Source organism: Rugamonas sp. FW305-51, from assembly GCF_058786935.1.
Map to the genome: position 1 here is coordinate 1 of NZ_JBYSZG010000043.1, position 13564 is coordinate 13564.

Annotated in this window: 11 protein-coding genes; 3 read left to right on the forward strand and 8 right to left on the reverse strand. The window is 55.7% G+C overall.

Annotated features, from left to right (window positions below; translation table 11 throughout):
• Together AC3WOS_RS22830 and AC3WOS_RS22835 are read right to left on the reverse strand one after the other, a co-directional pair.
• The coding region (locus AC3WOS_RS22830; protein ID WP_492718837.1) for a DEAD/DEAH box helicase family protein at window positions 1-2956 on the reverse strand (2956 nt) is incomplete at its 3' end.
• A gap of 330 nt (window positions 2957-3286) precedes the next feature.
• On the reverse strand, window positions 3287-3583 hold the full coding sequence (locus AC3WOS_RS22835) for a helix-turn-helix domain-containing protein (protein ID WP_492718838.1): 297 nt from the start codon (window positions 3581-3583) through the stop codon (window positions 3287-3289).
• A gap of 264 nt (window positions 3584-3847) precedes the next feature.
• On the opposite strand from AC3WOS_RS22835, the gene AC3WOS_RS22840 reads away from it, so the two are divergent.
• Window positions 3848-4276, forward strand: coding sequence for a hypothetical protein (locus AC3WOS_RS22840; RefSeq protein WP_492718840.1), 429 nt, complete (start codon window positions 3848-3850; stop codon window positions 4274-4276).
• Window positions 4277-4481: 205 nt separating this feature from the next.
• Here the strand turns inward: AC3WOS_RS22840 and AC3WOS_RS22845 are convergent, their stop codons facing one another.
• Window positions 4482-4745 carry a helix-turn-helix domain-containing protein gene (locus AC3WOS_RS22845; protein WP_492718841.1) on the reverse strand — a complete coding sequence of 88 codons (264 nt, stop codon included), beginning with the start codon at window positions 4743-4745 and terminating at the stop codon, window positions 4482-4484.
• Window positions 4746-5207: 462 nt separating this feature from the next.
• On the opposite strand from AC3WOS_RS22845, the gene AC3WOS_RS22850 reads away from it, so the two are divergent.
• Window positions 5208-6062, forward strand: coding sequence for a GIY-YIG nuclease family protein (locus AC3WOS_RS22850; RefSeq protein ID WP_492718843.1), 855 nt, complete (start codon window positions 5208-5210; stop codon window positions 6060-6062).
• 538 nt (window positions 6063-6600) lie between these two features.
• Here AC3WOS_RS22850 and AC3WOS_RS22855 read toward each other — a convergent pair.
• The 5 genes from AC3WOS_RS22855 to AC3WOS_RS22875 all read right to left on the reverse strand — a co-directional run bounded on the left by AC3WOS_RS22855 (window position 6601) and on the right by AC3WOS_RS22875 (window position 12757).
• The gene (locus AC3WOS_RS22855; protein WP_492718845.1) at window positions 6601-6933 is read right to left on the reverse strand and encodes a hypothetical protein; all 333 of its coding nucleotides are present in this window, start codon (window positions 6931-6933) and stop codon (window positions 6601-6603) included.
• A 205-nt stretch (window positions 6934-7138) separates the two neighbouring features.
• Window positions 7139-8980, reverse strand: coding sequence for a TniQ family protein (locus AC3WOS_RS22860; protein ID WP_492718846.1), 1842 nt, complete (start codon window positions 8978-8980; stop codon window positions 7139-7141).
• Window positions 8977-9963 (reverse strand): TniB family NTP-binding protein, encoded by a 987-nt coding sequence (locus tag AC3WOS_RS22865; RefSeq protein WP_492718847.1) that lies wholly within the window; start codon window positions 9961-9963, stop codon window positions 8977-8979. Before AC3WOS_RS22865 ends, AC3WOS_RS22860 begins: the two co-directional genes overlap by 4 nt.
• Window positions 9960-11990, reverse strand: a complete 2031-nt coding sequence (locus tag AC3WOS_RS22870) for a TnsB C-terminal domain-containing protein (protein ID WP_492718849.1) — start codon at window positions 11988-11990, stop codon at window positions 9960-9962. The genes AC3WOS_RS22865 and AC3WOS_RS22870 overlap by 4 nt, the downstream gene beginning before the upstream one ends.
• Complete coding sequence (locus AC3WOS_RS22875; RefSeq protein ID WP_492718850.1) at window positions 11987-12757, reverse strand: hypothetical protein; 771 nt, start codon at window positions 12755-12757, stop codon at window positions 11987-11989. Before AC3WOS_RS22875 ends, AC3WOS_RS22870 begins: the two co-directional genes overlap by 4 nt.
• A gap of 197 nt (window positions 12758-12954) precedes the next feature.
• Between AC3WOS_RS22875 and AC3WOS_RS22880 the strand changes: the two genes are divergently transcribed.
• On the forward strand, window positions 12955-13212 hold the full coding sequence (locus AC3WOS_RS22880) for a DUF6471 domain-containing protein (protein WP_492718852.1): 258 nt from the start codon (window positions 12955-12957) through the stop codon (window positions 13210-13212).
• Window positions 13213-13564 lie beyond the last annotated feature (352 nt).

Here is a 13564-nt window from a genome sequence, read left to right on the forward strand (position 1 = left end):
CGTATGCCGCCAGCCGGTAGTCGATAATGTCCTGCACCATCAAGGCGAACGTTTTTTGCAGTTCAGGTGCGAGGCTGAACGATGCCCGAAATGCCCCGGCCACGATTTGGAAATATGAGCTCTTGCCAGCGGCGCGATTACCACCTGTCCAAGCATTGATGGGGTTGTCCAGCCAGTAGCGATGCCAGGCGGCATTCGCGCCGTCTTGTAGTTGGCGCTGCGTCGCTGGTAGGTCCGAGAGGAGTGTGCGGCGGCGCTGCAGCACTTGCCAGGATCGGTCCGCAAGAGTGCTGGTTGTCGGTGGAACCGCCCAGCCGTTCAACTCTTGGAAGGCCTCAAGCAATACCATCTTGAAGCTCTTCACCATGACCGTAGTTTCCAACTCGCGCAAAAAGGGTCGATGTGCGGCCAAAATTTTCTGCTCATCCGCATTGAGATCATCCATCGCGTGGACCAGCGAGAACCAGTCCCCGTAATCGTTGCGCATTGCTTGCATGCTGGCGCCGGCTCGATAGAATTCAGCAAGCGCGGGGCGTCTACCTAGACTGTCCCGCAAAGCGGCATACTCACTCTTGATGCCATCGCTGTCCAACGACTTGAGGAAATCGATCAATTTGAGATCGTAATTGACGAAGCAGCCGTCTGGAAGTTGAAGCGTATTTGCCTCGGCTTTGCGCGCGAAATTCGCCAATTGCTTGTAGCTGGCATCGATCCCAAACAGGGCCTGCGGCTTGTGCAGGAAACTCTTGTGATTGCCGATGAAATCCAGAATGACTAACTTCTCTTTGCCTTCGCATTTGCGCAAGCCTCGCCCGAGCTGCTGCAGGAACAGAATCTTCGACTCCGTCGGGCGCAGCATCATCACCGTATCGATAGCGGGCAAGTCCACACCTTCGTTGAACAGGTCGACGGAAAAAATGATCGCTAGACGACCGTCGCGCAGGCGCTCTAGCGCATCGGCCCGGCTCAACGTCGAACCGGCGTAGACAGCAGCGCAGGTGATACCTGCTTTGCTGAATTGGGCCGCCATGAACTCGGCATGCGCGATCGAGACGCAAAATGCGAGTGTCCGTTCTTGCTTGCGAGCCTGCCATTCCGATAAAGCGTGTCGCGCTCGCGCGAGCGTTGCCAACTTATTTGAAAGCTGTTCCGGGTCGAACCGTCCGCTGCGCCACGGTATCTCGGTATAGTCAACCGAGTTGTCAAAAATGCCGTAATAATGGAACGGCACCAAGAGCTTAGCTATGATGCCGTCAAACAGTCCTTGGTTGAACACGAGATTGTCGTCGCATAGCGATAGGATGTCGGACTGGTCCGATCGATCCGGCGTCGCCGTTAGCCCGAGTAAGAAGCGTGGCGAAAAATGCGAGAGCAGGCGGCGGTAAGTTGGCGCGGCGGCGTGGTGGAATTCATCGACGACGATATAGTCGAAGTGTTCTGGCGAAAAGCGTTCCAGATGCTGCTCTTGGCCCAGTGTTTGGACCGAGGCGCACAATACATCGACTTCCTCGTCGCGCGTCCGTCCCGCATAAAAGCCAACGCGGTTAGATGGTCGTATCCTCAGAAAAGTCTCCGCCGCCTGATTCAAGATTTCTTCTCGATGCGCGACGAACAGCACACGTCGCGCGCCGAATTGCGCTGCGTCGAAGGCAGCTAACCAAGTCTTGCCTAAGCCGGTGGCCAGCACCACAAGTCCTCGACGGTATCCCTCATCTCGCGTTTCGCGCAAGGCGAATAACGCATCGTTTTGAACGGTAGTCGGCGTCGGTGGCGGATCTTGTTCTAGGCTGCCTGGCGCGACAGCTCTCGGCAATGGAACTCGGCGGGCCTCGTACTGAGCTATCCAGGCATCGGATAGCAGAACGCAACGTGGATGGACGAACAGTTCTTCGAATCTTGAGCGCGCCTCAAGGAATCCATCGTCGCCGGGATAGTCAATCCGATAATTCCACTCTAGGCCGTTCTGCAGCGCCTGCCTACTGATATTGCTTGACCCGATGAAGGCAGTACCAGTGCTATCGCTATTGTCATCGAACTGTGCGAAGAGGTAGGCCTTCAAGTGAAAGCTGCCGCCAGCCGATTCGTACACCTTAACCTGGGCGCCCTGTTCTTGCAGCAGCATGAGCAGTCGTAACGCCTCCGGATCAGTGACATCGAGATAATCGCTGGTCAGCACGCGCACGCGGGCAGATGGGCGCGGAGAGTCAACATCACGCTGCAGCGCACTATGCAGATCTGGAAGCAGCAGGCGCAGGCCTGTCGTTTTGATGAACGCGACTGCCAGATCCACGTCCGAGGCGCGATTGATTGCGTTGCTAAGGTGCGGTAAAAATGGATCTTCGCCACCTGTGATCAGGCGTTCCTTTGGCGTCGCCGCGCGGGACACTAGTGCGTTAAGCCATTGTTCAGTCCGGCCAGGCCGCTGATCATTGGACAACCAAAATTCGACTTGTTCAACGGCGGGTAGATTGGCGATCCAATCGTTTAGCTGGCGCTCGTTGACGTCGGTGAAGTGGCGGCCATCCTGAACTCGCTCGCCTACGCCGAGTTTAAAGCTGAGGTAGAAAGTACCGCTCGGTTTGAGCGCAGTCCAGAGGCATTCCAGCGCTTGCGGTATTCCGTCTTGCGGAAGATGTAGCAAACTGGCGCAGGCCCATATGCCGTCGTAGGTGGCTTGCTCCCGAACGTCGAAGAAGCTTTGCACGCTTACCTGTATGCCCGTGTGCTCAGCCGCCAGACGCGCCAGCTCGTCCGAGCCGTCAAAGGCCGTAACGCGATAGCCTTTGGCGAGAAATGCCTTCGCGTCCCGCCCCGAGCCGCAGCCTGCGTCCAACACCCGGCCACCTGCACTCACCTTAGACAAAAATCGATCATGCAGTGCCGACATGTCGACGTTGACAGTGTTGGCGAAGAAGTTCGTCGCGTTCTGGTTGTAGTAGGCGAGGGTCGATGGCATAGAGTGGGATGAGACGACGTGACCTTGGAATATGGTTTAAACATCTTACCTGGAAACGTTGTTGCCTTGTAACTAGTTGTCCATTTCTTCTCGACCCATGGAAATTTTTACGCAAAAAAAACGGCCTCAAAAAGAGACCGTTTAGAAGAAATTGAACTATCTGTAGCGAGACTCGTAACTTGAGACTCTTTCGCTCTCTCGACACAGCTTATATGGACGTATCCCATGAGATTTTGCGAAGCGTCCGACGAGATTTCATTGTTTACGGCAGCAGCAATCTCGCGCCCGGGTGCCGACCGAACTCATGTGACCCACCACTGACGCGGGCGTTTAGGTTCGAGCAGCGACATGGCTAGGTTCTTTCTCCAACTTGAGGTCTTGCAGTTTCTGGCGCAGCACGTTATCGCGGCCGACTGCGTCGATGTCCCCATCAAGCCCTAGGACGCGCAACGCCCGTACATACGTGCCCATGGAGATGGTGGGGTCGCCTTTTTCCAAGCGCCGCAGAGTTTCGCGAGAGACTCCCATCCGCTCAGCAAATAACTCGGTGGTTATTGACCGGCGGCGGCGCGCCAACCGCAGTCGCTCGCCGAGGTCGGCAAGCTGCTTAAGCGCTGTCGGAAACATGACGAGAGTTCTTTTTGGCATGCCACATATATTAGCGAATTTATCGGAATTTGCCCATTTTATATGGACATGTCGAACCGGCACCTGCTGGCATGGGAGTCATGTGCGCAGAGCTCACCCATCACACCGTGTATTCGCGCTCGCACCCGCGGTTAATGGTAAATGCTCGGAAGTGAGGGAATGGGACACGCTCGTCCTCTGGAGAATCCAAAGCATTGACGACCTTACATATGGGCCGTAATGTTAAGTCAGGGAGGTGGTGAAATGAAAGGAAAAATAGAAGCTCTCACGCCAGGCGAGGACGACACCAAATTCGAACAGGTGCCTTTGGATTTCCCGCGTCCGCTACACCGCGGTGCGATTTCTGGTGCTCACCCCAAACTCCTGATGACCAGTTACAACGGTCGCTTGTACTCTTCTGGATGCACTCCTCCTGAGCTTTACCTGCGATGGGACGCTTGTGAAGACCTCGCGCGCCAGTTGGCGGAGAAATCGCTGGAATCTAAGGCCGGGAAGCGCGCCCATATGTCCCAAATCGACATACTTGACCAGTATCTCACGAGATTGATTGCGACAAAGTGGACTTCGGAACCGGAGGCGCGCTGGGTCATTCGACGAGCGGCGGCTATGCTTGATTGGCCCGTGCCGTATGTGGCCGAGGATTTGCCGCCTGACGAGCCCGGGGAGGCGTAAGTCAGCCGCTTCGTTCCATCGAGCTTGGAGTTGTAGAGTTATGGCGGCAAGACGGAGTCAGGTGAGATTAGTGAAATTGCCAGGAAAGGAAGCTTTCCAAAAACGCTCGTATTCCAGATGTCGTTCCCCGCCCCAGCATAGTCAGCGGTCGCCCCTTCCAATTACGAGGCAGAGTAGGTGCATTGAATACCCTCCATCGCCGGTTCTACCACTCAACATCGGTTCGGTGTACGAACGGCTTGCGTTCCCCGATGCTCAACTCCAGCCCAACAATGGCGCACCAGCTAAGTAGTTGTTGTACGCTGATGTCTTCAGGATGTAGCTCGAGGTATGAAATTCTGTTTTGGCTCAGATTCATTTGGTTAGCGACGTCGCGCTGAGTTAGCTTTTTACGCCGTCGTGCATATCTAAGGTGCTGTCCAAGCTGGACGGCTGTGCAAAAAATGAGCTGGGCTGCTGACACGTCCATAGTGTTGTCAAATCGTTACCAAAGATTATTTTAGCCGTATTACGGATAAAATCAGTTTAGCTGAATAACGGCTATCTTGTATATAGCCGAAAAACGGATAATTTGCATTTAGCCGAGATGCAACTAGCGCAGACGTCCAGCCGTCACTCTTTCCCTCAAGTGCTGCCCGCTATCGAATGCCCGGCGGCGCATGCGGCCCAAAAGTCACAGGGCGACGAGCCTTGGGAAAAGCGAGTCAGTCCCGGAGTTGTATCGAGTCGACGCCGTGCACCTTCCTACAGTCCGTGGCAGGCCGCCATAGGCAAGTCTTATCTAACAGAGGAACGGCGGCGCTAGAGGCACTTCGCGCGCTCAGCGGCCGCCGTTCCCAGTTCGTCAGCCCCTACGTAGGCCTGCGCGACGGTTTCTGTTGCTAACTCGTATCTGTGGCCGTAGAGTTAATTGAAAACATTGGGAGACAAAATGGACGAGAAATTAACCAGGCTGGCGGCCATTGGTTTCAAGTTAGCTGGCCGGTGGATGCATGCCGGAGAAGTGCTGCGCTTCACGCTTGAACCGTCCGTCATGCACGAGCAAAACCTGCTTTATGCCTTTGCTGTAGACGGGCGGCTCATGTATGTCGGCAAGACTACCCAGAGCTTGCTGAAGCGAATGCAGGCCTACCGTTCACCGGCAAGCACCGCAGAGCGGGGTGGCTCCACGAACATCAAGAACAATCAAAATATCGCCGCTGCGCTCGCTGCCGGCGCCGTTGTTGAGATTTACGTCCTCCATTCGCTGCCTCATCAACAACATGGGGAGTTCGCGGTAAATCTCTCTGCTGGACTCGAGGACAGCTTAATCAAGGCATTGTCGCCACCATGGAATGGGAAAGCACTGGATGCAAAAGTATCCGCGCCAAGCATCCCTCTCGATAAGGCTCGGCTCGGAGTAGATACGTTGCGGCCCGGCGCGCACTCCGCTCCCACTACTCGAACAGCGAACGTCGAAGGTGCGAACGTGTACCCTCCCTTAGTCAACGCCCTGCCATCTACACAAACCCTACTTTCTTTCTGTAAGAGTAAGAAAGGAGAACGCCTGACGACGCTGGCACGCGGGAATCCGTTCACCATCGAAATCGTTGGTCCGTATGTCGAAATCACGCCCGGGACATCGCGAACCCCTCGCCGCGAACCTAAAGCCAATATTGACGCCGTGCTAGCGCGACTGGCACAAATACAGTCTTTCCGAATGTCCGACTACCAGGATATTTCGTTCAACGCTTCGTACATCCTAGCCTTGGTAAAGTTATGGCAGCAGGATAGCGCCTCGCTGTAGCGACAAGCCTACTTGCACTGTATCGAGCAAAGACCCTTTAAATCAGGGGTACGTTTTGCGATTCGCATGATGTGCTTCCGTCTGCATATACTATTAAGCAAGAATCCACATTCCACCGACGGCCTGTCATGCGGCCGGTAGAAGGCGGCTCACCTCGATGGGCTTCGCTGATGTGGCGATTGCCGCCCGCGTGGACGAGGTGACTAGCACCAGCGCGCGGGGGATACCGGACTCTGGGGGGCAGTTCTGAGAAGTCCGGCGCGCTGGCGAAGACAGAGGCGCGGAACGAAAGTCTGTCGGGCGAGGCCGGCTCCGTACCGTAGTATGTGTGGTGGCTGAGTGAAGGCGCATCCCTGGCGAATTTTCGGGGAGGGCTGGGCTCAGCCTCACCACCCGTAGGTAGGCTACGAAGGTGTTCACCTGCTTCTAAGGCTGAGCCCTTCGACGCTTGAGACCCTTGAATCCAATCTAGACAGGACCTACGTTTGCAGACTTAAAAGACCGGCTATCCGGATTAACATGTGGAAAGCTATCGGTATTAGAAATACTCATCGTCAGCTCCCCTCTCCAGCTGGCTCAACTTGACGCGCTGACCGAAGTCACCTTGCCAAAGCGCGGTAGGCAGCGCTGGTGCCGCCTGGTCGACGATGCCCAGCGCAAGAAGTGCTGTCAAATATGCACCTGCACATGCACCAGGGTCCCCTTTTTCGAGCCGTAATAGCGTCGTTCGGGAGATGCCCACTCGGGCAGACAAATCAGCGACAGCGATACGCTGTCGTAAGCGCTGTGTATGGATACACTGGCCCCATACAGTGAGGCGCTCTTGCACGAGGGTTGGCCAGGCTTCAGGCTTGGAGAGCTTCTTTGGCATCATTTTCTCCGTTATAGATAGGTCATTATAGGGGATAACGTCCTATCTATGAACGACATTGCCCACGAGATTGAGCCATAGATGAGACTTTATGCCATATGGCGACCTATCTATGTTGCTTGCCAGCAGAGTGGAATCCTTTGGCAGTTCGCAACTGACTCCACACGAAAATCCGGATAACCGACAGACCAACGCTCCATGGTGCTCATGGTGCCGGAACGAAGAGGTCTTCGCCAGCCCTCGCTCCGAGTACGGCCAACCAGCCGAGGTCGGCGATTCGAATTAACGCGCCGCGACTGGCACCGTCTGGCAACTGTTGAGCGCCAACGAGTTTGACGCCGGGCAGCAAGCGTGACAATGCTGAGGCTTTTTTATCCATAGCTCGGCCTAGGTCCGCGAGCGGGATATAGCTCTGGCGGAACGTCAGCAATTGCTGGGGTGACACGACGTGGCACTGTTGGCCACGACGTTGAATTGTCTCGGATGCCAAAAGTCCTTCGTTTATCCAATGTGAAATAGATTCCCACTTCCAGCCGGTCGCTCTCGCCAATTGCTGAATCGACATGCCGGCCTCGAGCAGTGGCGTGCCAAAATACGTCGACACGTCTGACATACGGAATACCATTTCCCCCAACGTTCTGGCTCGTGCGACGGCGGTCACATCGCCATTCGCGATTGCCTTCATCAGCGACTCGATAGCCTGCTTTTCGCCCATCCGACGACTTGTCAGTTCCGCCCAAGTGAGTGTCGCATCGTCGCCGACTGTGGTGGGTTCAGCGAACCGGTCCACACGCTCAAACAAGTCTAAAATGGATTGGTGCTCAACGGTGCCGCCTTTCATGAGGTCCTCGCGCCAGCGGATGTCCGACTGAATAACGCCGGCACCCTTCATGCGCTCGAGTACGACAGGTGTGACACACGCCAGGTCGCAAGCATCGGTGTCGGAAATCCATTTGGCGCGCTGCTGCTGAATACGTTCAACCTCAACGCAAGGAATTTCGTACACCTGGCCGCGCGTCCCCGTTCGACGCGTTCGATGTTCGCATTCGCCAACGTGAATTGAGTCGTGCAGGCGTGAAAGGCTGACGCCGACTGCCCTTGCGGCGTCCGACGCGCGCACATATCCAGTTGCATCCGCAGCCATGTTCTTGGCCGAATCTAGGCCCAGTACACAATCGGATTTTCGGGCCGCGACGTCGATGATGATTTGTAAGAGCGGCTCGAGAGTGGTGCCCTGGCAAAGCTTTCGTAAGCTGATGTACCAATCGCCGAGCAAGGTGTTCAGTGTGCGGGCATCCTTGCGACCGACGGCGATACGTTCCTCAACATGAGCTTGAAAGCTAGTTGGCCAGTCGGTCAGCAAAAGTTCGAGCGGTGCGAGAAATTCGACCGCTTCAGCGACCGTCTTTGGCAAGGCTGAGTGGCGCGTCAACGCCGGCTGTTTCGGGTCTGGGTGAAGGCAGAGAATTCGAATAACCTTCGCTAATACGTTTACGTCCACGCCTTGCAGATTGGGCTTCAAGCTTCCAGGCTGTTGGCCATCGCTCCCAATAAGCGTCGATAACCACTTCTGTACCGGGTGCGCAGGAACTCGGGGTATACAACCCAGGTCATGGCCGCATGAGCAGAGTCCGATATAAAGTCGTTCCGGCGACAGGTGCTTTCCGCAAGCGTTGCACTGGTCAACGAGCTGTATGTTGTGCTCCGGACATGTGGTGACGTAAACGTGTTCCCACTGATGTCGTAGGTAAGGTGGCGATTCGGCTACACACGCGGGACATACAGCATCAAATTGCGAGCGGCGCAGTCGGCCCCAGTTGTGGCTCAGGCTTTCTTTCTGCTTGGCGGCTTCAGTCCATGTCGAATCCAGTCCGAGGTTACGGGCGACGTCGTCCGTACGCGTTAGCAATGCGTGGCGGCTACGTTCTACACGTGCGGTGTCCGTCAGGTTCCGCCATCCGAAAAGCGAGTTGTCGGCGGAAAGTCGACGGAAGTAACCCAGTCCGGATTCGTCGTTTCGTGGTGCGTAAGTGATGATTAGGCTCATTGCATATCTCCTGAATTTTTGCGCACCGGTACGGATGCCATATTGCTAGTTAGGACGTGTACGTAGGCCTGCCTCATGGCTAGTGGGTCTACACCCGTGTCCGTGATGCCCGCATCCATGAAAGCTAGTTGGTGTGGTGACCCTGCGTGGCTGACGTATTCAAGCGCTTTCTGGCAATCTACGTAGGTGATGGGACGCGGTGCTTGTTTCGCCATCGAAGCGGCAAGCTCACGCATGAAATCGGCGAGCACCCCAATCAAGCCCCCGGTAAGTAGATAACTTTGCTGCGTCAGCACACGTGGGCTCACGGCGATGGGATAGCCAGCTGCAGCGAACAACCGCGCATAATTTGTGACGCATGAGATGTACGCGGCCATCTGCTGAGCATCGCTTGCGTCGTACGGCAGGAAATTGCGGGCAGGACAGGCTCTGCGGCGCAGCTGTTCGTTAGCTGAAAATAGTCGTTCGAGTCGTGGGATGCCGAAGAGAATAAGCGTCATCTCAAGTGCGTCGGTCAGCGTCTTGAGCCAGTCGCTGGCAGCGCGGGGAGGTACTCGCGACCCTTCGTCAACGAGGTGTGAAATCTCGTCAAAAATCACCACCCGCGTACCGGCAAGGCGTAGCTGGGTAACCATCAAATCAAACATCGCTCCAGCCGTCATGCTTCCTGGAACTTGGATGCCCAACGCGCGCAGCACACTTTTAGGAAGCAGTTTGGCTGTCGCGGATTGAGGCACCTCGACGACGAGCACGGGAACACTGCGCCGCCCATCAACGCGAGTTTCAGGGTAGGCGCGGGCCAGTGTCGCGATGAGTGAAGATTTACCCACACCGCTAGGGCCCGGTACGCGAGCGATTTTTGGGGCAAAGCCGGCGAGAGCGTCGTCGATGCGTCGTTTGAGCGTTGAAAGGTGCTCCACGAACATTGGGTGCGGAAGCTCGCACGTCTCAATATCTTTGCGCAATTGTTGGGCTGGTGTCACAGCAGTTTTTCTCCGGTAGTTCTGTTTACGATGGTCATCATCGGCGCGTCGTCATAGGAGACGGCGGCGGGCTGGAATTCTTCTTTGGGAAGGGATGGATTAGTCGAGGGTGCAGACCCAAACGGCGTGGCCGATGAAAGCGGCCGGTCGATGGTGCGTTGGACAGCGGAATGGACTTTGGCCCGACGTACAGTCTCCTTGTTCTCTTCCCGCTTGCCGCGAGGTTTGGCTTTCTGTGATTTTCCAACGACCGCGTCGTCAAGGTCGCGCAGGAATTGCGCCTTGGCGTAATGGACCGTGTACCCATCCATGCCCGAATCGAATCGGGCTTTAGCTTCCGCAAATGTCCATGCAGGAGTTTCGGGGCGGACGTGTTCATGCGTCAGTGTGACCAGCGGAAGGTCATCGCCCTCATACACGTACACTTGGCGGAAATCGTCGGGGTTATAGATGATATGAAGCTGCGCGTGGTCACCGTATTTCGCCAGCAGATATAACATGGCTTGGCCCTTGTAACGGAAGCCGTGCTCAAGCGAGATGCCAGTCTTGGCGCTAAGTGTGCAACTAGGCTTGTGCTCGAAGAGCGCGGCCATCCATTGTTGAGGCGGAGGCGGCATGGTGATGGGACGTCCCATCTCTTCGGTCAGGTAATTCAGACGCTCCAGGGGCGTCTTGCCTTTGACTGAGTCCGCCAGTAGCTCGTCCCACCGCAGACGGTCGAGCGGGGTGTTGACCCAGTCTTCGTAAAGCCACCGGACAACCCACGTCTCAAGCTCCTCAACGGTCATTAGCTCATCGCCCAACGCTTCCGGGTCACGCACGCCATCCTTTCCTTCAAAGCGAGTGCAGCCTGGCAGCCGTTGCAACGCCTCCTTGAGCGACCTGTTAAGGCGCTCGATGAATGGCTTACCTTGAGCTTCCTTCGCTTTGCAGTGCTTGACGTCCATCGCCAGCAATTCCAAGCGAACGATTCGCCCACCCTTGGTTTCCGGCCCATTATCAAAAATCAGCTGGCTAGGCGTGCCATAAATATTCAGTTCATGTTGGACGCCCAACTCCTTGAAGCGAACGACCTTCGAAGGAGTGAGATACATCTCGAGGCACCGCAGCGAATCCATCTCGCGTGGCGAGCCGTTGACGAGATTCCATCCCACCGGATACCCCGTGCATGCATCAATCGCGAGCACCAGATACATCGTCCGCGCCACACCATGGAGTGTGCGCACGACGAACGGCAGATGCAGGGCATCTTGTTCAATGCGGGCAAATGGAAACGCCGCCCGAATACGTTTCTTTGCGAACGACTTGCCTGCGACACGAGTCAGCGGGTCCATCCGGTCGTATTCGGCATCTACGGTCAGGCCATGAATAGTAGCTGCGACGAACTTCCGGCTAATAGCGTGGTCGGCAAGATGCAGACCACGATGGCGTGCCTCGCGGTTGACGTAATTCGTCACGTCCAGAACTGTCCACTTGGATTCCGTTACCAGGAACTGGTCTTGAATGACGCCTTGAACGAATTCCACAAGGTCTTGCGAGTATCGTGCGGTCGTATTGCCTTTGTTCTTGTCACCTTTTAGTACAGGTAGGCCGAGCAGTTGATTCTTGTGAGCCCGGAACAGTGATGCTCGAGACGGAAATGCAGGCACTCCTAGTTCGCCAGCGTTTTCCTTTATATATTTTTCACGAGCGAGAGGTATCGCTGCAGAGAATGACTTGCCGAGTTTGGCCTGGATTGAATCGATGCGCCGGAGAACGTCAAGTAAAAACCGGACCTTAGCGTGCAGTACTGTGTTGTCGTACTGAGCAGCGATGCCGACGCGTGGCAATCCTTTCCGATGCAGCGTCAGGCTGCCCGAGGAAATCCTTGCCCGGATGTCGGTTTCATCGACATATCGGGACTCGCGCTTCTCAGCATCGAAAACATGAATGGTACCGGCATGGATACGACCGTCTAACACCTCCAAGTAACTGTCCGGCTTTCCCGGTATCGTTAATTTGTCCCCGGCTCGGAGGTCTGACATCATGAGCACAGCTCCTCAATCATGCACAGGTGCCCGAGGTCGCCATATGCGGCAGACAGCTCCAACATGGCGCAGATGTGCTGACGTGCTAGGTCTGCCTGCAGTACACCGGTCGCCAGGAGGAGTGGAATTAGGCCCGACGAAATTTGGAGGTCTGCGCACAGGTCGCGCTGAAGCACCGACCTGGATTCGCAATAGCGTTCGACCCGTTCGATGATGTCTGACGTGAGGTATTCATGGGCCCGCGCCATCGCTGGCTTCAGTAATTGCGCGTTGACGATTACTGGGTGACGTTCGTCGGTCGGCACGATAATCGTCGATAGTGGAAAGCAGTAGGCTTCCATGATTTGGCGGGCGCGGTCGATTTTCGCCCAGTACCGGTCGTCGCCCTCATAGCCCTGGAGTTTGACTTCATAAGCGCGTTGTAGACCATCAACCTGAACGGTGGCGAAGTCCGGGGTGTACTCAACATCTCCCCTGCGGCCGCCACGCATTCTGCGTGCTTCCGATACTTCGTCGCGTGTAAAAAGCAGCCGTTCCGCTACAAGGTCGACGGTGAATGGTTGGGGCTTGAAGGAGCGCACGCGCGGGTCAACGCTTAGAAGGTGCGCCACCAGGCGTTCCGGGTCGGAGTCGACGGTGATGTGTCCGTCGGCCTTTTCGGCATAGGTGCCGTTTCGGGCCTTGCCATACGTCCTGGCCGTGAGCCGGACACCTGCGTTCGCCGCAGTCCGATGGCTGCGGATACCGTAGGAAGGTGCACTTCTCATTTGGGACCTCCCCAGCTCGGCAATTGGATACTCGCTTGGTCGGTCGAAGTCGCTCTCAGCATTCTTGTCCTCAAAAAATAGCTTGGTAAGAACGTGTAGCGCTCGGCCTTTTGCATCGGTCGTATACGACTGAAAATAGTCGTGAGAGAATGTCGGCACGAAATAAGCGGAGGCCACACGAAGGCTGAGGGAAAGTGATGGATACGCCGGAACGCAAGGGCGGGCGGAAGGCTCAGCCTTACGATGCTTGGGAGCAGACCGCGAAGGAGCTCATTGAAATTGAGATGAGGCGACGAGGCATCAGTTACAAAGAGCTCTCGCGAATGCTTGGGAACTTGGGAATCGACGAGTCGCCCGACCAGATAAATCGCAAGGTCAATCGCAAGCGGTTCAGCGCAGCTTTTCTGGCCGCGTGTTTGCACGCCATGGGTGTGGAAACCATTTCGTTGAAATAAGCCTAGAATCGCCGGAAACGGGCGGAATATTAAACATTCCGCTGGAATAGCGCTTAGCAAGCATTGCTTCATTGATAACTCCTGCATCGGTACCCTCTCATAAATAGAGGACACGACCGTGCAGGCGGTCAACAAGGTGGCGACTACTGGCTCATCGTGTTGCTAATACGCGCCGGCGTTGCACCGGCATATATACCTTTACACATTAAGCCGTGGTGGTTGGATTTTCAAGCTGGACGGTTCCCATTTAAAAAATCGTCAAGTAGGCAGTATTCCCCGTTAGAATTATGTTGTCGATTGGCTCATGTCTGAATGCAACGGTAGGTGCACGTTTCGCCGCGCTTAATGTCTC